This is a genomic window from Paenibacillus sp. GM1FR, assembly GCF_002803315.1.
GTDB classification, from domain to species: Bacteria; Bacillota; Bacilli; order Paenibacillales; family Paenibacillaceae; genus Paenibacillus; species Paenibacillus amylolyticus.
Genome location: NZ_MKZL01000011.1, coordinates 3,818 through 28,520, shown reverse-complemented (window position 1 = coordinate 28,520; position 24,703 = coordinate 3,818). Strand labels below are relative to the sequence as shown.

Sequence of the window (24,703 nt, the reverse complement as noted above, 5' to 3'; positions counted from 1 at the left end):
ACCTAATCACCTCCTTATTGAGCTACCATTAGATCAGCTCGTCGTAGATCTCTTTCATTTCTGCAAGTGCTGCAGGGACACGCTCACCGAACCAGGCAACATCTTGCATATCAAGCAGGATATTCGGATACATCCGCGAGAGCGTAGATACCAGAACACCGTGCTCAGCAAGCTTGCTATTTAACAAAATATCAAAAGACATTAATTCAAACGTATAATCAGCCGTATCCGTAAGCGGCTCCGTGCAGCAGTGATAAGAAGCACAGCCAGACGGCCCCTGAACAATTAAAGGCAGACCTACCTTCACTGCTTCCTGGCAGAGTATGTCATGCATTATCTCAGCGTGGCGGTTCATGCTGTGCATCGCCTGTCCTCCATTGCGTCCCAACATTTCCAACGTAGCTTTTACAGCAGCTGTACCTAATGGATAGCCATTAAACGTACCCGCATGAATTACTTTTTTGTCTACAAGCAACTTCATGATATCCGCTCGGCCAACCAGGGCTGACACCGGAACTCCGCCACCCGCGATTGCCTTCCCAAGTGTAGTCAGATCAGGCGTTACACCGAATAACTGTTGGGCACCACCGAGACCCATACGGAATCCTGTTATAATCTCATCAAAAATGAGCACGACCTGGTACTGATCACATAACTGTCTGACTTTTTGCAGATAACCCGGAGCAGGCATGACTCCGCCTCCATTTACACAAACCGGCTCCATGATTACTGCTGCAATGTCGTCTCCATGTTGGCGAAATAGTTCCTCCAGACGGGGTGCGTCATTCCATGGCAAGAGGTAGGATTGAGATTCCATGGCATCCCTTGCCCTCCCCTTTGTTCCTTTCATGTCACCAGGATAGTCTGAAGGTACAGGCAGACCTGTACGTGCAGTCTTGCCACCCATAATATTGTCCGCATTGCCATGATAATGGCCTTCAAAACGTACAAAGCGATTTTTACCTGTCCACGCCCGGGCAAGACGAAGTGCATTCTGGACAATCTCCGTGCCTGATAACCCAAAACGAATCATCTCTGCTGAGGGTACATATTGATGGATCAGTTCCAGAGCCTCTGCATCCAGATCGCAATGACTTACGGAAAGAACACGGTCAATGGTATCCTTCAGACACTCGTTATACTCCTCGTTGCCGTGGCCAACGATGAGGGCACCAAAGCGGGCATATAGATCCAAATACTCGTTGCCGTTCATGTCCGTCACTCTGCTTCGGGAAGCATGCTTGAAATGGAGCGGTGTCTCTTCCCAAGGAAGGTGGAAATTATAGTGCACACCGCCAGGCAGCCATTGTTTCACCCGCTGATTGTACTGCATCATCTCCGTGATCATCCCTTATCGCCTCCCCCACTTGTCTGGTTTACTGCTTCATATCGCTCCAGTAACCTGGACCGATCTTGCGGATCATCCAGCGAATAGGCTGCAGGCAAGGTGTTATTCTCAGCCAGCATATTTCTTACGCTCTGGCCTGGACCGATATCGATCCATACCGTCGCTCCCAGATTTTGAACACGTGCCAATGCCTGATTCCAGCGAATGGGTTGCAAAAGCTGTCTGCTCAGCAGCTTAGGAATGTCCTCGGCTCCGCGAATGAACTCACCATGTACTGTTGAGCAGATGGGAAACACCGGTGCAGAGAAGGAAATCCCTGCAAGCATCTCTTCAAGCTCAGGCTGAATGAACTGCATCAACTCGCTATGATAAGGTGCATCTGCCTTCATTGGCATCATGCGAAAAGGAATGAATTCCCCACCGTAGCCATCCACCTGATCATCCAGCAGTTGAAGCCCCTTCGCAGTACCTGCGACGACAAACTGTCCCGGTGAATTATAACCGGAGATCGTCACATACTCGTTTTGACGAATATTCCCGACTAATTCTTCAAGCGCTTCTTGGGTTACATCAACGACAATACCCGCTCTTCCTTTTTGCTCCTGAATGGAGCGATGCATCAATGCACCACGCTGAGCTGTAAAACGGATTCCATCAGCAAATCGCAATGCTCCCGCCGCTACTAAAGCCGAAATCTCACCCAAACTGTGACCTACTGCATAATCTGGAGTCATTCCAGTCCGGCGAACAAATGAGTCAAATAAAACGTAGCTTGCCGTCAGTACAGCAGGCTGAGCATATTCAGAGAACGTCAATTGATCCAGGGTCCCTTCCATAACCAGTGCCTTCAAATCAAATCCGATCACCTCGCTCGCTTCCGCAAAGATCTGATTCGCCTCCGGCTCACTGTCCAACAACTCGCTACACATTCCGATATACTGGCTGCCCTGGCCGGGAAATAGCGCACAGAACGTCATACGCTACCGCCACGCTTGTAATAGGCTTTTAATCCGTAATGCGAGATCATCTCCTGCTGCATCTGAGAAGAACCTTCAATAATCTCCAGAATTTTGGCTTCCTTATACAGCCTGGCAACAGGATATTGGTTACTAATTCCATTCGCGCCATGAACCTGTAGCGCATCACTTGCAACTTCAACAGCAACTTTGGACGTAAAATATTTGGCGATCGTTGTCTCCATGGCGGCCTGCGGGTCCTTGGCTTCTCTCAGCTCGGCTGCACGTAAACATAATGCTCGTGCTGCATGGACTTTTGTCACCGCATCTCCAATCATGCCGCGAATCAGCTGAAAATGACTCAGCTTCTGGTCAAATTGCTTCCGCTTCCTTGAGTAAGTCACCATGGCATCCAGCGCTTCCTGCGCAATCGCCAGCCCTGCCCAGGCAATGCTATATCTGCCCTGGTCCAGCGCCCCGGTAACGATGTACTCAAAACCTTCATTCAGACGTCCAATAATGTGATTCTTTGGTACACGCACCTCATGGAGATCAATCTCAGCTATACCTGTCTCTCCCGCAACCATGACACCTTCGATAGGTTGGGTCTGTACACCCTCAAACTGGCGTTCGACCCAAAAAGCAGTGCTTCGTCCCTGATTCGAGGCAATAATGATAAATACATCTGCCAGATGTCCAAACGTGATCCACTTCTTTTTTCCATTCAAAACATAACAGTCCGATTCTTCTCTCCACTCGGTCTTTACACTTTTGGCATCCGAACCAACTTCCGGTTCAGTCAGGCCAAAGGCAGCAATCCATTCTCCCTTCACCAACTTGGGCAGCCAGGACGATTTTTGCTCAGGCGTTCCGAAACGTACCAAAGTTTCACTTACAAGTGAAGTATGTACCGTTAACAAGCTGCGAACGGCTGGAAGAGCCTTGCCAAATACTTCAGTCAACAGCCCGTACGCCTTAGGGCCGAGACCCATGCCGCCATATTCAGCCGGGATCGAGGCAGCCAAGTAACCTTTTTCAGCCATGGCACGGATCAATGTTCTGGGAATGGCTTGCTGTTCTTGAATCTGTTGAGCATAAGGACGAATTTCACGGGCAGCAAACAATTCAGCTTCATGAATGATCTCTTGCTCTACATCCACTTCAATCATTCGGCAACCCCCTCTTGAAGAAGAGATTCATTCAGATAGGCGGCGAACTCGGCAATTGTTTTGTATTCAAACAACGCAACCGGACTGATGTCAACTTGAAGATGCTTACGCGCACGGTTAATGATCTTGAGCGCCTGCACAGAGGAGACACCAATTTTCAGAAAATTCATCTCTTCATCGATGTCCTCTGGCTCCTGATTCAACGCTGCAGCAATCTCGCTTTTGAGAAAAAGCTCAATTTCTTCTTTTGTCATATCATGACCTCCGTTCCCTGATTCACATCTATCCAATGTACATACGGCTCGAATGGATGTGCTGGCAGATGTACAATCTGGCCAGAGCCATTCGGATGTAACTGTTCCCAATCCAGCGCAGCACCACGTACATAAAGCTGTCCCAGCAATAAAGCAAGCTGATCCTCCATGGTAAGTGTCGGCTCGGCAGACAGGCGGATGAAGCTCTCCTTGCCACTGTATTCGAGCTGCTGCACTGTCTGATCTGCAGCAATTATAATTACAATGTCGGCGTTTGCCATCTTGCCAGGTGTGTCTTGCAGACTGTCTAACGTCACTCTGTTGTTCACTGGAATGGATTGGCTTGCATGAGCGCTGTGATGTTCCTCGCCATCCAGATGTAAACTGGATACAAGTTCCTCTCCTGGAGCTATTCCTCGAATCTCTTGAATGGAAGGGACCAGACGTACAAGTGTCTCAAGCAAAGTCACCCAGTAGTTCAAGGTTGATACGGTATCTTCATTAGAATCGTCTGGCCTGATTACCTTACGAGCTTGAGCTTCATCATCTCCGCGAATCTCATGCCCCCCAACCACAATATTGACACGAGCAGCTCGGTTTCTAGGCTTGAAGCCAAATTCCATCTCTTCGATGTTCCACTCTCCGGTTGAGCTGACAGCTACTGCCGCACGATACCGATAATGTTTTCTATATCTGTTCCGGGTAAAACAAAGATCCTCTAGTGCCAGGTCCGCATGTTTCTTCACATACTGCTCCGTGTTATCAATCAGCTTTTTTAAAGCCTGCTCTGATTTCGCAGAGAACGTTAACAACTGGCCACGTGCCGGGGCAGCTGCACGGACAGGGGCTTTCCATTCCTCCAGCACAATGTGGGCATTCGTACCTCCCAGGCCAAATGAACTGATGCCTGCCTTCCGCGTTTTCCCTTCAGGTACATCCCACGATCTATGCTCGCTAACGATATGGAACGGCGATTGGTCCAGTCGGAGGGCCGGATTCGGATTATCCATATGCAGACTTGGTGCCAGTTCCCCATGCTGCATACTGAGCAGAACCTTGGCAAGACTGGCTCCACTGGAGGCTGCAAATAAATGTCCAATATTGGTTTTGACTGAACCTAATCCAATCGAATTGTCGCTTGTATATCCCTTTTCCCGGAAAAGTCGGAGCAAGGCATTCACCTCAATTGGATCTCCAATTCTTGTCCCCGATCCATGTGCTTCAATATAAGAGACCTCGCTCGGGTTTAGGTTGGCATCGCGATAAGCGGCACGAAGTACCTCATATTGCCCCTGAGGGTTGGGTGCCATAATGCCCAGGGAATATCCGTCGTTATTCACCGCTGTCCCGCGAATCACACCATAAACATGCTTATTGTTGCGAACTGCCTCTGTTAGCGGCTCCATATATACAACAACAGCACCTTCTCCCAAGACTGAACCATCTGCTTCCCGGTCAAATACCTTCGTATGTTGAGTGGAAGAACAGATTCCAGCATTGCGTGATAGTTGATGAACATGCGGTGTAGCCAAAATGTTCGCTCCACCTACAACTGCCCCAGAGATACGCTTGTCCTGAATGGCCGCCACAGCTTGTGTCAGTGCGACCAGAAAAGAAGAACATGCCGTATCTATGGACAGTGCCGGCCCTGTAAAATTGTACATGTGTGAAATGGAGGCCGCTGCAATATTGGACATATTGCCTACCATAGCGTGAGAATGAACAGCCTTTCCAAGACTCCGGTTCATATAATCAACAACCAGATCGAAGTATGTGCTTGGGTTAATCCCTACATACACACCCACATCACGCTTATCCTCATGATCCACGAGCATACCTGCATCCTCCAGCGCCTCATGAGCAACTTCCAGCAGCTTCCGATGCTGCGGATCCATAAATGCAGCTTGTTCAGACGGGATTTCAAAGAACTCATGATCAAACGTATCCGGTTGCTTCAGTTCCCCAATCCAGTCATCCCAACCGGGTTGCTTGGAACGTGTTGCACGCTCTAAACTAACCCGGTCAACACTATCTAACCCGTTAACCAGATTGCTCCAGAACTGCTCTTGGGTGTCGGCATCAGGCAGACGCAGAGACAGTCCGGTAATAGCAATAGCACGATGTACATTCAGTTGATTATCTGTTGTTTCAGCTTGTTCAAAGTCCTTCGTTTCTGCTGGAAGTTCCTGCAGATATTCCACCATCTCACGTACTGTACTGCAAAAAACAAGTAGTTCTTGTCCTAATTCACGTCCCATATGTGCAGACAGCTTGTCAAGTAATTGATAAGAGAGAATGGAATTGCCTCCAAGTGCGAGAAAAGATGTATCCTTCTCAATCTTTTCTACGGGCAATTGAAGAATTTCGGCCCAGGCTTTACGTACGGTATACTCCAAAGACGATGCGGAAACCGTCTCGTATCCTTGCTGTTGTGTGTTTTCGCGAATCAGCTCTTCAATGGCCTCGATGTCCTTGGTAAATATTCCACGCTCATATTCGTTTCTCAGCATGAAGCGCTGGACCTTACCACTCGTCGTTTTGGGGATGACCTTGATTGGGAGAACATGGGTGATCTCAATACCCAATCCAGCCCTCATACGTTGGATCAGATCCTGTCGTACATCCAGAAACTGTGGAGTGCCCGATTTGTATTTAACAAATACAAGCAGCTCCTCAACTTGTTTGAGGCTGTTAAAGTGCCCGACTACCGTCAGATTCCCTCTCGGAATGCTGCTATTCTGGTACAAAATTTCTTCAAGATCATGCGCATAATGGTTCTGTCCCCGAATAAACACAATGTCCTTGATTCGTCCGCTTACAACTAGGGAGCCGTCAGCCATATAACCCAAGTCTCCAGTGCGAAGCCACCCATCCACATACATTTCACGATTGATCTCAGGGAGACTGTAATATCCGGAGGTTACCGATTCCCCACGAATCTGGATTTCGCCAACAACCCGCTCATCCAGCACTTCCCCCTGTTCATCCGCAATCCGGATCTGAATCCCTGTCATGGGATATCCTTCATGAACAAATTCGATCACATCCGAAGTATGGCTATCACTGCTAGGTAGCTGGACTGGCACAGCCAGTCCTTCCTGCACCAGCCGTGTACGCGAAATACGTTCAATTCGCGGCTCTTCCCCCAGTCTGGAGGTACATACACCTACTGTCGCTTCGGCCATGCCATATGCAGGAAACATCATATTGGGACGATAGCCACAAGAGCTGAATTTTTTGACAAATCGCTCGATAACAGACGTTGATATAGGCTCTGCACCATTCAAGGTCATACGCAGTGAAGACAGATCAAGCGTTGAGAGCTTGGAATCCGGGATCTTCTGAACCATCCATTCGAAACCGAAATTGGTACAGCAAAACCATTTTCCCTGATGCTCCGTAATCTTGCGCAAGAACAGATAAGGCGACCGTACGAAGGTATAAGGTGACATCACCATGATGTTGGCTCCACTCAGGACGGGTGTCAGATGCTGTCCAAATATCCCCATATCATGCGTATGCGGCAACCAGGTAAACACATTATCTCCTTCTTCAGCTCCAAGAAAAGTCTTGCATGCAATACTGTTGGCGATAATATTGTGATTTGTTAACTGCACACCTTTGGGAATTCCAGTGCTTCCTGATGAGAATTGCAGAAACACAATGTCATCAGGAGAGGTTGGGCATAGATCAGCCATCTGCTGGTCTGCTTGAAGCTGGTTCACACTAATCAACATAAGACCTTTGAATACCGGACTTTCCGCAAGCTGCTCATACTTGGGCAAGTAGGCTTCCTCGACGATAACGACCGGACGCCCGAGTACCTCCCACACTTTCGTGAATTTCTCCAGACCGGCTGAGCCTGGTTCCCAGGCAGCCGGCGGACTAACTGGGGCGACAATAATGCCCCCCAGCATACAAGCCCAAAATGTACGGTAAAATTCCTGTGACTGGTCAATTTCCAAAATAACGACCTGTCCTTGTTGAATGCCTTGCTCCTGAAGAGACTGCAGGTACTTGCGTGCCTGCATCAGTAATTCAGGATAAGATTCAAACTGTTCGTCACCTGAAGAGCTGATATAGGTCATTCCCTTTTCTGGATGAGTATCTGCAATGTAGATTAGCATCTCAGCCACTGTTGAATAATGCTCTGGCACAATCAGCTCGGGTCCTCGCTGTATGGATTTACTGGACATGTTGCACCTCCATTGCCTCATTGTGAACTACCACTTTCACATCGCTACCAAGCTTGTCATCAATCAGCTGTTTCATACGTTTGATATCCAGACCAGCCTGACAGGCCAGATGTACGTACAGACACTCTTCGTCGTAGCGAATAACCCATTCGAATTGGGCGAGTCCCGAATTCGAATCTTGGTCATCCGACGACTGAGACGACATTGGGATCGCTTCGCTACTGGAGATGAAGCCTTGATAATTAAACAGAATTATCTGACGCGGCTCCTGTTCTGTTTGCCTGTAGGCAGTTCCCAATTGTTCCTGTATGCCATCATATTGTGCCGAGAGGGAAGAATCATGTGTAAGTGCCATAAAGTTAATGCTGTGTCGCTTCGTAAATTCCAGACGTTTCAACAGATCTTCCTGTGTGAATTCACTGTCTACCAGCACTGGAATCAGATCAAGGAATTCTCCCACATAATCGTAGTAGGATTCTTCGCCATACTCCCTTCCGTAATGGACCAGGGCTATTGGCAATTGGCTTATGTTCAGATAAGCCGCAATGATGTTGGAAAAAGTTTCAAAGCATGTCCACCAAACCTCTGCAGGCTCCTTCCCTGCAAGGGACAACTCGACAGTCATCGCTGAAGGCGACAATGTTTCTGTTTCCTTCAACTTGTTCATGACGATGGCGTTACATCTATTCCATGCCTGAAGCGAAAATTGTTTCTCCATTTCATCTTCTGATACCCCTATGGGGCCTTGAGACAGAAAACTTACATAATCCTCATAATTTCGTACTTGGTACAGAAGATCACTCTCGATCTCTATACCTTGCGGTCTATATAATGCCTTCGACTCAAGTTGCTGCTTGATGATCTGGGCACTCATACCATCAAACGCAAGGTGATCAAAACTCCAAATCAGCTTATGCTCCGTGGCTCCTGTACGCAAAATACACAGACGCCAAGGTAGTTCCTTCAACGTATACGTTTTGTGTAACAGAGACTGAACCAGTTTGTACTCCAACTGCTCAATCGCAGCCGAAGCATAATGACGAATATCAAGATACGGGATAAGCTGTTGCAGCATGTCCGCCGCTAACGACATATCACATGGATGCCAATACAATTGTTCTTCCTCATATATCATGCTGTGCAGCAACTGGTGCCGGGATATAACCCCAAGAATCAGGTGTTTTACAGCTTGTTCATTCAATTCGCCTTCCAGCGTTGTTGTAAATCCGCTTGCTCGTGAAGTCGTAGAAGCATGTGCTTGTTGAATTGGAGATAGTGGGAATTGCCCCATAGGGGTCATGCCCGCCATAAAAGATGAAACCTGATTGCAGCTGTTTAAGACATGCAGGACCAGGCTGCCCAGTTGTTTCTCATGAAGTATTATGTCCTGTGGTATGACTATCGGGGACTGAATATGCAGGCTATCTTCGGACCAAACTGACGCCGGAGGATTAATGTCTACCAATTTGGCAAGTCCTCTAACTGTCGGATATTGGAATAATTCGTTCACATTGATGGCAATTCCTTCTTTTGCCAAAATTTGAGTGAATGCAATCGCTTTGAGCGAATGCCCCCCATTTTGAAAGAAGTGATCTTCCACACCAATGCCTGGATCACCCAGGATCTGTCGCATGGCGGCAAGAATGACACGCTCTGTTTTTGTCCGAGGTGAACTCATCTCCAGAGACCTCTGCTGCTCTTCAACCAAATGCTCGGACAATGCTCTTCGGTCCACTTTGCCATTGGCATTAATCGGAAGATGATCCATTCGAATAATGCGTGCAGGTACCATGTACTCTGGCAGCTGCTGGTGAAGTTCTCTTCGAATATACTCAGTATCTGCTCCAGTATCGGTTGTATAAAAAGCGGCAATGTATAGACTTCCTGATGATTCTGTAACTGTCATGACAAAGGCATCACGAACTCCCGAAACACGCTCCATACAATTGCCTATCTCCGATAACTCAATGCGGAAACCTCTAATCTTGACCTGGAAATCCGAACGTTCAATAAAAATCAGACTGCCGTCAGCCAGACGTTTGACGATGTCACCTGTCCGATACATTCGTTCTCCCTTGCGGAAGGGATCATCAAGAAAGTGTTTTCGGGTAAGATCCTCACGGTTAAGATATCCAATACCTACCGCATCCCCACTGATATACAGTTCACCTGGAACGTTCGGTGGCACAGGCTTCAGCTCATCATCTAGAACATACAAGGCTGTGTTAGACAGGGGGTAACCTATAGGCAGTGAGCCAGTATAAGGCTCTGTTTGCTGTAATAAGTGGTAGGAGGCAAAAAAGGTTGCTTCCGTTGGCCCATATCCATTTAACAGTCTGCCCGGCCCCACGCATGCAAGCGCTTTGTTGGCATGACTCACCGATGCAGCTTCACCACCAAACATCACTCTACGCACATTCTTCAAGCAATCAGCATCCCAATCTACCAGCATATTAAACAAGGATGTCGGAATATAAAATACTGAAATCCGTTGCTGTTGGATGACATCGGCCAAACGAGCCATATCTAAAATGGTCTCTTTTGAGATTAATACAAGAGTAGCGCCATTTATTAATGAAGCAAAAATATCGAAAATGGAACCGTCAAACGCATAGTTAGAAATTTGCAGGATACGATCCTCTGGCACGACGGTAACAAAATTACTATTTTTCATGACTTTGGTTACATTGCGATGACTCATCACAGTCCCTTTTGGGGTTCCTGTTGACCCTGATGTATAAATGATATAAGCCGGGTCAAGAGCGGTCTTGTTCATATTTTCAACGGGCTCCTGAATGTCTCCTGAATCAAATGCTGCCAGTTCATCTGCCGGCACGATACAAGGAACTACAGATTGCCATGTGGAGGCATAAGCCGTTTCAGTCAATAACACAGCCGCATCGCAATCTTGCAAAATAAATTCAATTCTCGATGGCGGCGAAGCCGGGTCGATCGGGACATAACTGCAACCCACTTGGAGTGTAGCAAGAATACTGATCATCTGGTTCGGTCCACGGTCCAGAATGAGAGCAATACTGGAGCCTGATTTCACCCCTTGTCCAAGCAATCTGAACGCCAGCCACTGAACACGTTCATACAGATCCGCATAGCTCCATTCACCGTCTTCCCAGACCAATGCTGTCTTCTGTGCATGCACATGAACTTGTTCCTCGAATAATTGGGAAATGGTCGCATCTCGCGGATACTGGGCGGCATTATCGTTGACTCCGTACAGCAGCCATTCCTCTTCCTCCGGTGTAGTGATCTTAATCTGACCAATTCGTTCAGTATCCCCTGTTGTGATCTGAGACAGGATATACCGGAATTTATCCAGCATCAGTTCCATGGACTCGGCTTTAAACAAATCTGAGCGATAGTCAAGTTCAACCGTGTAACATTGTTTATGTTCGACCAGTGTCCAAGTCAGATCAAATTTGGCATCCACCTTACCTTCGACCCATGGTTCAAGCATCAGTTCCCCGGCTTCAGGATCATCGGTTCCCATATTAATGTAATTTAGCACCACATCAAATAGGGGGTTGCGGCTTAAATCACCGAATAGACCAAGTTGTTCCACCAGTGCTTCATAAGGATATTGTTGATGCTCATAACAGGATAACAGCTTGCCTCGCATCTCATTCAAATACGCCTCTGTGGAGCATTCTCTGTCCATGCTGGTGCGAATGGCAAGCATGTTCACGAACATACCCATAACGTTATTGAGTTCTGGCTTCTCACGCCCCGCAACCGCTGTACCAACGACCAAGTCGTCTTGACCCGTATACTTCCAGATTAATAGATTCAAAGTTGCCATAAACAACATATAGGGTGTAAGCCCTTGTTGAGTACAGAAGTCATTGACCTGTGTGCTTAACGACTCACCAAGTTCAATGGAACGTCTGTCTCCGCTGTAGGATGACGCGCCATGTCTTGGGAAGTCTGTAAGCAATTCAACCGGTGCAGGCATGTCCTCGAATTCCCGTATCCAAAACTCGGCGTCTTTAACAGATTGTCCATGTGACGCAGATTCATCACGCCATTCCGCATAATCCTTATACTGAATATCAAGAGATTGCAATGTTTCTCCTCTGTACATGCGAGCAAAATCCTGCATCAGGATAGCAATGGAACTCTGATCCGAAATGATATGATGCATGTCGATGAATAAGATGTGTTCCTCTTGAGAAAGGCGAATGAGCTTAACACGAACCAATGGTGCGCTGGTCAGATCAAAAGGCTTGATCCATTCCATGACCTGTTCTAACCCTGCCGTTTCTAATTCCAGCAACTCCACCACGCTTGGAACCTGATCCTCCACAATTTGGAAAAGCTCACCATCAATCATTTCAAATCTGGTACGGAATGCTTCATGTCTCTCTACCAGTGCATCCATTATTACTCTGAATTGCGTAGGGTCAAGTTTTCCCCTTACCCTATAGGAACTGGCGAGATTGTACGCTGTACTCTCACCTTTCATCCACTCATGCACCACATACATTCTTCTCTGTGCAGAAGTGGTCTTGTATTTCTCTTTCTTAGTAACAGGCAAGATTGGGTTCACTGTATCAGAGTCACTTGTAGCCTGATGTTCAGCAATCCATTGAACCATGTGTTCAAATACAGAATGATCAAAAACCTCTTCCAGCCCCAAATTTAATCCAAACATTTCTTTAATCCTCGACGCCAAGGAAATCGCTTTTAATGAATGACCCCCAAGCTCAAAGAAATCATCTTCAAGGCCGACTGCTCCATTACCAAGCAACTCCTGCCACAATTGCGACAATACATGCCTTATCTCATCTTCAGTCCGTTGAACCCTGACTTTCCCAGATGGAGATTGGTCTAATGCTGCGATAGAACCCGCTGCAACCTGCGACATACCTGCAAGCTGATACAACGCAACATCATGTTGATGAACAATGGGATCAAAGGAATACGTCGGCAGGGAGATTTTTTGCCTACGCCCCGTTCCGTTTAGCTGTTCCCAATCCAGCTCCATGCCAGAGCACCAGCAAAAAGCAAGTACTTTCATTAAATACACGTCTGCCTCAAGCAAGCTCTGACGATCTTCAGTAAGAGCAATGATGTTTGGCTCTGAAAATGAATCCGGGGCTATTTGTTCTGTATCCTGCAGCTGATTCGAAACGATCCACAGCGTATGCCCAGCAGATTCAGAAAGCGTCTTGCGATTTAGCAGCGTAAACAGGAAATTTGGAGATAACAGTGGTGCAATACTTGACGCAAGGTCTGTTACAGTTGCATCTGTCATCCTTCCTGTCAAAGCATCTGACAATGCTCCTTCTTCTAGTGACCAATGCTCCAGATTGTATAGAAGCCCCACGGCATGTACTGGATCAAGTGCATCACTAATAACCAACCCCACCAGTTCGCCAACGCCTTGTCCACAGACAGCATCCGGCTTGATACCAAGCTGCATCACGGTTTTATAAAGAGCATATTGCACAACAAAGCACTGCATGCGCTCAAGCCTTGAATCGGTTAACGATCGCCCTATGCCTTGGCGGATGGCATACTGTTCCTTGGACTCAAAGAGGTTCAGTATCTCTTCAAAGTACTGTTTGAATATCTCTGAGACCTGGCTGCGATACACAGAAGCATATAGTTCCCGAATCTTGCGCGCTTCCCAACTTGCATTTCCGCTGAGGTAAAACATGACCTTAGGCTTCCCATTCATCACACTTGCCTGTGTCTCAAACTCTACAGACTGCTCGCTTGGCGGAGTATAACCGTCTACAACGATTAGTGCTTTACGATGAATGAATCTGCTTCTTCCCTTCTGTAGCGTCCACGCAGCATTGGGCAACTGCTCCGGCAATGCATGAATCGCCTGTAGAACCGAATCGTACGTGCGTTCCAGCGCAGATTCACTTTTGGCCGAGAAGGGCAGCAGAAGCAATGATTCATAATTGGCTTGGCTCTCTTGGACGGGCGGTTGCTCCAGAATGACGTGAGCATTAGTACCCCCGATCCCAAACGAACTGACACCTGCTCGCAGGATACGCTTCGCGTCTTCTAATGGCTGTGGCTCCCTGTTGATATAGAAGGGACTATGCTCCAGCTCCAACATCGGATTCGTCCGATTCATGTGAATCTGTGGCGGAACCACCCGGTGATAAAGCGTCAGTACGGTTTTAATAAAACCGGCGACACCTGCTGCCGCATCAAGATGCCCAATATTGGCTTTCACAGAACCTAGAGCACAATAATTTCTACGATCTGTTCCCCATGACTGCCTGAGCGCTTCAATTTCAATCGGGTCCCCCAGTTTGGTTCCTGTTCCATGCGCCTCCAGATAGGAGATCTCTTTTGGAGACACTCCCGAACGATGCAGGGCTGATTGAATAACCTTGACCTGCCCGGCCACACTCGGTGCCGTATATCCAATCTTGTCCATGCCATCATTATTTATCGCTGAACCTTTAATGACTGCATAGATATGATCTCCATCTCTCTGCGCGTCGCGGAGTGACTTGAGCACAACCATTCCGCATCCATTACCAGACACCGTACCAGATGCCTGCTCATCAAACGGTCTGCAAAGACCATCCTTTGAATAAATCATGCCTTCATGCCAGTGATAACCTTCTTTGAGCGGATAGGAGATAGAGACACCTCCCGCAAGTGCCACATCACACTCCCCCCGAATCAGCGATTCAGCAGCTTGGTGGATAGCGACCAAAGAAGTCGAACATGCGGTCTGTACGGCCATACTCGGCCCTCTCAGATTTAATTTGTGAGATACTCGGGTTGTAATATAGTCCTTTTCATTCAAAGTCATGGCTTCAAAAGCCTGTAACAAATTACCGGAACGACCTAGAAATTGCACCATCCATGGCAAGCTCAGTCCACTTCCGGCAAACAATCCTATAGATCCCTCATAACTGTAAGGATCACACCCGGCATGCTCAAGCGCCTCCCATGAGCACTGATGCAGCAGCCGTATTTGCGGATCCATCATGTTGGATTCCTGATGCGGATATTCGAAAAATCCGGAGTCAAAATACTCAGTATCTTGCAGTACACCTTTGGCCCGTACATAATCAGGATGTTTGAAGTCTTCCGGTCGTACACCCGCAGCGGTTAGATCCTCCTCATTCAGACGAGTGATACCATCCTTACCTGCCATTAGGTTATCCCAGAACTCCTCAATATTTCTTGAGCCGGGAAAATGCCCTGCCATGCCAATGACTGCGATATCCGACGAAGAAGAAATTCTGGTACTCTGTTCTGAAGCAAACGGGATACTCTGTTCCGGTCTGTTCTGATCTGGTCTGCTCTGTTCCACTTTGCTGTGTTCAACTGTGCTCATCACATACTCTTTTGGAGCTGTTGTCGGCTCCGGGTTCGTAACAGGATATCCAGCCGAAGCAATATGCCCGCTCTCCTCTTGTACCTGTTGTGTAACTGTCGACAGCATCTGCTCAGCCACCAGATGATTAACCAGTGATGCAATGGAGGAATGCTCAAACAATTGCACCAGCGGAACGCTTTTATCCAGATAGGCATTCAGGCGATTATTGATCAGAATAAGCCCCAGCGAGTTGCCTCCGATGTCAAAAAAGTGATCATGGATATTAACCGTATCCAGATTCAATATTTCCTTCCACGTTGCAATGAGCATCTGCTCTAGGTCAACTTTTGCCCGCTCGATTCCTTGAATCGATGAGCCATAGACCAGAGCCGGGTTATCCCTCTCTACCGTTTCAAAATCAGCCAGACGAAGGGCATTGCGATTCAGTTTGCCATTAGGTAGCACAGGCAGATTTTCCAGACGAATCAAGCGAGAAGGCATCATGTACTGTGGAAGCCGTTGCTTTAACCAGGTCCGAAGCTGTACGTCTTCATCCCCCATAACGGAAGGCCCAATCCCAGGCTTCAGACTGTAGAAAAGGATTAATTGCAATGAATGTGACTCGGCCCCTTCTACCTTAACGACAGCTTCTCTTACACGTTCATAATTCATCGCTGCCTGCTCAATCTCATTCAGTTCAATCCGGTAGCCCCGAATCTTCACCTGCTGATCTAACCGTCCCATTAACTCAACATCCCCATCCGGCAGTATACGGGCCAGATCGCCAGTTCGGTACAAACGGCCTCCCAAAACATTGGAGTTTGCAATGAATCGGGCATCGGTCTCAGCTGCATTGTGCAGATAACCGCGGGATAATCCTTTTCCTGCAATGCACAGCTCTCCATAACTTCCAGGTGGCAGTATTTCACCTTCATCATTCAGAATATAAATCTCTGTATTGGTAATGGGCTTGCCAATGGTAATCGCGGCTGTGTCATTCAATTCTTTGGTCGTTGACCAGATCGTAGTTTCCGTTGGTCCATACATGTTAAAGACTCGAGCGGGCGTAAGCCGCTTCAGATCGGTGAGGAGTCCCACAGGGACGTTTTCCCCTCCAGTAAGAACACACCGCAGATTGCCCAGCGCCTGAGCGAATTCCGGATTTTCGACAAATGCCTTAATGCGTGAGACCGTGCTAAGAATGTGCGTAACACCATGTTCACGTATTCGACGTGAAGCAAGAGCCGGGTCAAGCTGCTCCTGCTCATTGGCCAGATACAGCGAATATCCGGTGCATAATGGTGTCCACACTTCAAATCCGAAAATATCAAAAGATATGGTCGTTACACTGATGATGCGATCTGTCTCATGTGCAAAAATATGTCGGTGCCTGATGTCCTCAACAAAATTGACCATCGCTTCATGAGTAATCATGACCCCTTTGGGACGACCGGTCGATCCTGAGGTGAAAATCACACAGGACAGGTCCGAAGACAGGAAGTTTACGTCCGGGTTAACGGATGAGCGCACATCCTGGGCAGTGGGATCATACACAAATCGCTCTCCGCTAAAAGTCACTGTGCCTTCTTCATCAGGCGTACACAGCAATACGTTCATTCGGCTATCTTCGATCATATTCACGATGCGCTGCGGCGGAAAAGCAGGGTCCAGAGGCACATAAGCCGCCCCAGCTTTCAGCACTGCCAATAGCATAATGATCAACGATTCATCTCGTCTGGATAATATGCCTATAGGTTCATCCCGGCGCACACCTTGATCAATCAGCTTCCAAGCCAGCGTATTAGCTTTTTCATTAAGCTCCCTGTAGGTAAAAGAAGCTCCAGATGATACAAGGAGAGCTTTCTTGTCTGGTGTGTGTTCTGCCTGCAGCTCGAACAGCCGATGCAGACCCACCGCAGGAGTGTAATCCAGACGTGGACCAGCAAGACGATGGACTGAGTGCTCATGAGAAATGTTTCTCTCAAACAGTTCGATCAGAGACAGACTAGGCTGTTGTACAACCTCTTGGCAAAGTCCGATAAACTCCTGCATCATACCTTCAACTGTGTCCCGGCGGAACAGATCCAGCGAGTATTCGATATATCCTTCAATCACCTGCTTCTCCCTGTTTTCTTGACAGGTCATTAACAGATCATAAGTAGACGTACCCGTCTCCACCGGAAAAGAACAGAATTGCAAACCATGAAGTTCAAGTCCATGCAAGTCCATGTTCTGATAATCAAAACAAACATCAAATACCGGATTTCGGTTCGACTCACGTGTCACGCCCAGTTGTGCCACAAGCTCATTAAACGGATACTCCTGATACGCAAAGGCATCCAGTGTATGTTGTTTAAGTTCGCGTAAAAAATCAGTATACGTACGATCAAACGTTGGAAAATTCCGCATCGCAATCATATTGACAAACATGCCTACCGTCTCTTTCCACTCCTCTTGCATCCTTCCTGCAACAGGCGTTCCTACCACAATGTCCTGCTGACCTGAGCGGTGTGCGAGAAGAAGATTCCACACACTTAGCATTACCATATACATGGATGCTTCCGATGAGGAAGCCAGCTCATGCAAGTGTTGTGTTAACGAACGATTCAACGTGAAATGAAGACGTCCCCCTTGCATGGATCGCTGTGATGGACGCTCATGGTCAAGTGGAAGCTCCAGCACAGGTAAAGAAGGGCCAAGATGGTCCAGCCAGTACGTTTGATGTGAAATGTATTCCTGTGAAGCGAGACGTTGCTGCTGCCATACCGCGTAATCTTTGTACTGCAATCGGACTGCATGCTCTTTGCCAAAATATAAATCATTGAAGTCACGAGTAATGATTTCGACAGATGTACCATCCGCGATAATATGGTGAATATCAAAGAATAACAGATGCTTGCGCTCGCCTATCTTAATCAGTTCAACCCGCATAAGCGGAGCACTCCCCAGATCAAAAGGACGAATCAATGTCTCGATCATCGCAGGCAACTCTTGGTCATCTGCCACATGCTGCTCTGCATAGCCCATACTTAAGCGAACCGAAGGTTGGGTGATCTGAACGATCTCAACGCCCCGTATCTCAAACGATGTTCTGAGCGCCTCATGATGCTGCATCAACTTCTGCAAAGCAGCCTCAACTCTTATACGGTCCAATTCACCTTCAATAATGGTTGCAGACGGTAGGTTGTATGCCGTATTGCCTGGATCAAGCATCGCTTGTGTGAACATACGCATCTGTGCAGAAGAGATTGGATAAGCATCCATAGTGGGTGCAGATTGAATTATCTGTTGGTCCACTTTTGGTTTCGCCATGACATAGAGATGCTCTGCCAGTTGAATAGGCGTTGAATGATTGAAAACATCTGCTACCTCAGGCTGAATTCCTAAATGAGATCGGATCCATGCAGACAAGCTGACTGCTTTGAGAGAATCTCCTCCAACCGCAAAGAAATTAACCTCTTCATCTAGATCATCGATGCCAAAAATCGTTCGATATGCGTCCAGGACAATCTGTTTCAGTTGGTCTGAACCACCAGTATAAACGGTCCCTTTTATTAGAGTAGAGCCACTTCCCTTACCCTGATCTGCATGCTGCCTATCATCCCCGGTACCCATTCCTTCCACTGCTGATGAGCCAGAAAGAGAAACACTGACAGGATAGGATTGTTTGTTGAAAACATAAGTAGGCAGAGAGCATTTGCGTCGTACCGTCTGCCCTTTGAGCACCTTCCAGTCCGGTTCAATGCCTTCGCACCATAACTCCGCAAGTCTGCGGTTCACATAGATACTGTCCTGCTCCGTCTCCCTTACGTGACGTAGCATATTCAGTACCGTCTGGGAATCTCTTGATAGACTGTGCTGTCTGGCAAAGGAGCTTAGCGTTCGTCCTGCACCTACTTCAATTAATACAGCCCGCTCATCCTTCAACACTTCAGCCAGGTTTGATTCAAACAACACCGGCTGTAAAATATGACGGGACCAATAGTCAGGTTGTGTGATTTCATCTCCAAGCGCCCATGTTCCACTGGTGTTGGACAGTAAAGGGATCTGTGGCGTATGAAGTGAATGCTCTGCTAGATAACGTCTAAATTCCTCAGCGGCCTGATTCATCATTGGCGTATGGAATGCATGGGAAGTCTTCACACGAATGCACTTCCAGCCCAGTCCTTCAGCCTTGGCTTCCATCCGTGAAATGGCTTCAGCTGTCCCACCAATTACACTGGAACCTGTAGTATTCACCAGGGCAAGCCACACGTCTTCATCCAGTTGTGACTTCACCTGCTGTGCATCCGCCATAATGGCAAGCATGACCCCGGATTGTTGTTGTTGCATCAGACGTCCGCGAAGCCGAACTAACTTGACAGCATCTCCGAGTTCGAACACACCCGCTACCGCTGCGGCAGCCAATTCACCAATGCTGTGTCCGATCATGCCATCTGGCTTGATGCCCAGATCCAGCAGCGACTTGGCCAGCGCATAACTTGTCATGAACAGTGCGAATTGGCTGTACTCTGTCTGGTTTATTCGCTCAGGGTGCTGATCCCCGTATACAACAGACAGCATATCTTCTCGTTCTTCCGCAGGCAGAAGGTCCAATATTTCCTGAATATAACTTCTGAAGATTGGAGCCAGGCCTGCTTGCTCTGTAGATCTGTATAGTTCTGCACCCATTCCCTGATACTGACTGCCCTGTCCGGGGAACATAAAGTATACGGGACGCGTGCCTTGAGCCGAATGGTATACGCGTGCTTTTCCCAGCTGCTGTATCAGCTTGTCCGGATTATCTTTCCATGTCTTATCCAGAATGAGTGCCTTACGATACGCAAAAACAGATCTACCTGACTGCAAGGTCCACGCTGCGTTCGATACTGATTGATTCGGCTGCTCAGTCAGATGTTCCATAATCCGTTCAGCGGTGCGGTTCAGCGAGTACTCTGTTTTGGCGGAAAAAAGCAATATATTTACGTCATCATCCGGACTGCACTTCTCCATCTCGGGAGCCTCCTCCAATACCATGTGAGCATTCGTGCCCCCCACACCAAATGAATTGATTCCTGCGCGCATGACTCCAACATTGCCCTGTTTCCAGTCCACCCCTTGTGCATTAACTTTAAAAGGCGTATTCAAAAAATCAATTTTAGGATTAGGCTGCTCATAATTAGCTGTTCCAGGGATATAACCTTGTCCAAGACTGAGCGCTACCTTGATTAAACCAACCACACCTGCGGCTGTATCCATATGTCCCACATTGCCTTTGACCGAACCCAGATAGCAAAATTGCTTTTGGTCGGAAGCAAAGGCCCGAGTTAACGAGTTTACTTCAATTGGATCACCAAGCAACGTTCCCGTACCATGTGCTTCGATATAACTCACCGTTTCCGGGTCTACTCCGGCTACCTTATAAGCATCCTGAATGACTTCAGCCTGTCCGCTTACGCTTGGAGCAAGAAAACTGAGTTTCTCTTGTCCGTCATTGTTAATTGCTGAGCCTTTGATGACCCCGTAGATATGATCTCCATCCCGCAGAGCATCGGTTACCCGCTTCAGCACCACAATTCCCATACCATTGGAGAAGACGGTTCCACTGGCTGCCGCATCAAATGGACGACAGTGTCCATCTGTGGAGAACATCATGCCATCCTCAAATATGTAACCCCCTTCATTGGGCAACTCCACGGTAATTCCACCAGCCACGGCCACATCACATTCTCCAACGATCAAAGATTGACATGCCAGATGAGGTGTAACCAATGAAGTAGAACATCCCGTCAGAGCGGTATAGGCTGGCCCTTTTAAGTTCAGCTTATAAGCCATTCGGGTAGCGAGAAAATGATTGGTGCTGAGGGTAAATGCTTCGTATTTACTGCTATAGTTAGCATCGTTAAAAAGCACTTGACGGTACCATTCGAAGTCATCGGACCCGCCAAGGAACACACCCACCTTACCCGCTTCATCTGGTCTGCAGCCTGCATCCTCCAGCGCTTCCCATATTCCCTGATACAAAAGTCTGAATTGGGGAGACATCATTTTGGCTTCACCGGGAGTATAGTCAAAGAACCCTGCATCAAACTCATCGATGCCGTTGGCACGTCCTTTTGCCTTGACATAACGAGGTGAACGCAGCAGTGCTTCCTCCACGCCAAGCTCCCTCAATTCATCATCACTATAAAAGTGAATGCTTTCCCGCCGTTCAACAAGGTTACTCCAGAACTCCCTTATATCCTCAGCGCCCGGCACATTCACCGCCATGCCCACAATTGCAATATCCTCACGCATAATGCCGTCTTTTCGTTGAAACAATTGTTCCCTTTCAGTCGGTATCCGAACTCCCTCATCTTTCGGACCCAGTGCGGCAAATTGACGCAATGTCGGGCATTCGAAAAAACGAGGCACAGGAAACTCCACATCGGTATAATGCTTAAGTTTATTGTGAGCCTGAATGACAGAAAATGAATTTCCGCCCAATTCAAAGAAATGGTCATCGCGCCCTACTCTCTCAACACCGAGCACTTCGGCCCACACTTCGGCTATAACCTTCTCAAGCTCAGAAGACGGGGCGGTATAGAACGTACTGGAAGCGTGAGCATGCGTGATATCTGCCATAAGTGCCTTCCGGTCAATCTTCCCACTGCTATTCAATGGAAATTCGGATTTATGTACAAAAACGGATGGTATCATATATGCCGGTAACAAACGAGACAGATGCTCTCTCAATTCGACAGAAGGCAGCTCCTGCTCTGAAAGATAGTAGGCATACAGCAAGCCGGACCTACCTTCAAATGATTTCATGACTACCACGGTCTGGATGACACCCGGATAGGATGACAGGGTATTCTCAATTTCGCCTGTCTCCAGTCTGGCTCCCTGAATTTTAACCTGGAAATCAATGCGTCCCAGATATTCGATCGTACCGCTTGGGAGTGAACGTACCAGATCCCCTGTGCGGTACATGTACCTGAAATGCTCTGCGTCCTGTCCTTCTTGAAAGAAAGGATTAGGGACAAACTTCTCTCGGGTCATCTGTTCCAGATTCAGATATCCACGTGCAAGCCCAACACCGCTAAGACAAAGCTCCCCTGGAATACCTAACGGCTGAAGCTCATCATGATTTCCGACGACATACCATCTGGACTCATTGAGCGGGTAGCCAATCGGTACATTGCCCAAGCCTTCGTAATGGCTTAACGGATAATGAGAAACCCATATGGTGCATTCGGTTGGACCATAAACATTTTCAAGACTTGCTCCAATGCCTAACCTGTTAAATTTCTCAATGATGTCTGGCGTGACTGCCTCTCCGCCAACAAACATCCATTTCAGCGTTTCCAATGCTGACAGATCGGAGCGAAGCTCCATCGTTTCCAGAAAAAGACGGAATAACGTTGGAACAAAGTTGATGTGTGTAACCTTATGTGATGCCACCGTAGACACAATACGAGCAGGGTCTTTTTCTGCTCCAGGCTCAAGAATACTTAGTGCGCCTTCACCCATGAACCAGCCGAAAAGTTCCGTGGCGGACACATCAAAGGTATATGCCGTTTTCAGCAAGTAAACATCCTGCGCCTGCATTGGAAAACGACGCTCCAGATCAAGCAGTGTATTGACTACGCTATGATTTTCAACCATGACTCCTTTTGGCTTGCCTGTTGATCCGGACGTGTACATGATATAGGCAAGGCTATGCGGATTCAGCGCCTCTTCGAGATTTGAGACATCCCCCGTATAGGCCTGATCGCCCTCAACGTAGATGTACTGGACATCCAGAGTCTCGTCATCTTTTTCGTGCTGCATAGCCAGCACTATGGATATGTCTGCATCCGATATAATATAGTCCTTTCTGGACAAAGGGTAGGAAGGGTCTACAGGTACAAAAGCACATCCGGCTTTTAATACAGCCAATAGGGCAATGACCATATCCGAGGAACGTGGCATCTGCACGCCAACTGCCGCGTTATCACTTTTTTTACTCGCAACGATCTGCCTAGCCAATTGGTTCGCTTTTGCGTTGACCTGCGCATAGGTCTGATGCTGCTTGCCTTCCATTAGAGCTACCCGCTCCGGGAAACGTGCTACTTTATCGTGAAATATATCCATAATATGTTGTGGAGTGTAGGGAAAATAAGAAGTTTGATTGAATCGGTACAGTAGGTTTTCTTTCTCATCCTGCATCAGGAGGCTGAACTCCCTGATTTTTTGCTCAGAATTGGTTACTAGTTGATTCAGCAAATATAGAAATCGTTGGCCCATTCGCTCCATTGAATCTTCACGGAACAAGCTCGGTTTATATTGCAGCTTCAACTGAGCACCTTGCGGTAAACGGCTCAACACCACCATCAGATCTCCTGGAAACGTAACCTTATCCTGATCCAGAATACGAGTTCCGAGCATATCTTCCTCATAGGAATCATAAACAAAGGAGATATCAAACAACGATGGTGATCCGGGTTGAGCCTGTAACATGCTGTCTCTGACAATGAGGTTATTGGGATATCCGATGTTCCTGTACGTATCCATCCAGGTTGTGGCTACTTGTTGCAGCAGAGGTTTTAGAGTTGATTCGAGGTCAATATGGAATCGCATAGGCAACATATGGACAAAACATCCAATCGTTTCTTCCAAGTCCATACCGGGACGATGAGAATATGGGGAGGCAAAGGTGATATCGTCTGTACCGACATATTTACTCATAAGAATGCCAAAGGCACCCATAAAGAACATAAAAACGGTTACTTCATTATCTTTGGACATCTGTGTAATATCAGCCATTAACGATTCCGAAATATCAAATCGCAGTTCATGACCAATCCCTTCTTGTACAGAACCTGCTGGAAAGTCGTGCTTTAGAGAAAGAGGTTCCACTCCCTTCATTTTGTTCAACCAGTATTCCCGCTCTTTGGAGTACTTGTTTTCGTGCAGTTTCTTGTTCTCTGCCTCAACATAAGAGATGAATCCTTCATCCAGCTTGACATCCACAGGCTGATCTTCAAGAAGACACGTATATGACTGGATAAGTTTGTTTTTCATCAGTTCAAGCGACAAGCCATCACATATTAAATGATGAATACATAAGGTCAGAATATATCGGCTCTTATCCATCTGAACAATCATTATACGGAACAGAGGACCTTTCTCCAGCTCAAAAGGTGTCCCGATGCATTCATCCACCAGTGCTACTAACTGTTGTTCCTTTGGATTCTCCTGATTCTCGCTACTTAGGTCCCACAAGGCAAGTGAATAATCCATATCTTCATGAACGGATAACACAGGTACATCATTTTGAATCTCAATCCGAGTACGCAGCACCACTTGCTCATACATAAGCAATTCGATGGATTGGCGAAATATCTCCATTTGAAGATGATCAAATTGCATTGAAGCTGAGATGTTATACGAAGTGGGATCATTCACCTGACAATCAAAATAGATTCCCTTTTGTGTTTCGGAAAGTTCAACGGTTTTTTGTACCAT

The 24,703-nt window shown here is 47.4% G+C and carries 6 protein-coding genes; all 6 read right to left on the bottom strand.

Annotated elements, in window-relative coordinates; genetic code table 11:
• Nucleotides 1–28 precede the first annotated feature (28 nt).
• From PAEAM_RS06080 to PAEAM_RS06055, 6 genes are read right to left on the bottom strand one after another with little or no spacing between them, the layout of a single operon-like run.
• Nucleotides 29–1,348, bottom strand: coding sequence for an aspartate aminotransferase family protein (locus tag PAEAM_RS06080; protein WP_100526998.1), 1,320 nt, complete (start codon nt 1,346–1,348; stop codon nt 29–31).
• Nucleotides 1,345–2,325 (bottom strand): ACP S-malonyltransferase, encoded by a 981-nt coding sequence (locus tag PAEAM_RS06075; protein ID WP_100526997.1) that lies wholly within the window; start codon nt 2,323–2,325, stop codon nt 1,345–1,347. Before PAEAM_RS06075 ends, PAEAM_RS06080 begins: the two co-directional genes overlap by 4 nt.
• Nucleotides 2,322–3,473, bottom strand: coding sequence for an acyl-CoA dehydrogenase family protein (locus PAEAM_RS06070; protein WP_100526996.1), 1,152 nt, complete (start codon nt 3,471–3,473; stop codon nt 2,322–2,324). The genes PAEAM_RS06075 and PAEAM_RS06070 overlap by 4 nt, the downstream gene beginning before the upstream one ends.
• Nucleotides 3,470–3,727, bottom strand: a complete 258-nt coding sequence (locus PAEAM_RS06065; protein ID WP_036668520.1) for an acyl carrier protein — start codon at nt 3,725–3,727, stop codon at nt 3,470–3,472. The genes PAEAM_RS06070 and PAEAM_RS06065 overlap by 4 nt, the downstream gene beginning before the upstream one ends.
• Nucleotides 3,724–7,923, bottom strand: coding sequence for a beta-ketoacyl synthase N-terminal-like domain-containing protein (locus PAEAM_RS06060; protein WP_165789846.1), 4,200 nt, complete (start codon nt 7,921–7,923; stop codon nt 3,724–3,726). Before PAEAM_RS06060 ends, PAEAM_RS06065 begins: the two co-directional genes overlap by 4 nt.
• A complete protein-coding gene (locus PAEAM_RS06055) occupies nt 7,913–24,703 on the bottom strand; it encodes a hybrid non-ribosomal peptide synthetase/type I polyketide synthase (protein ID WP_100526994.1) in 16,791 nt (5,596 codons plus the stop codon). The genes PAEAM_RS06060 and PAEAM_RS06055 overlap by 11 nt, the downstream gene beginning before the upstream one ends.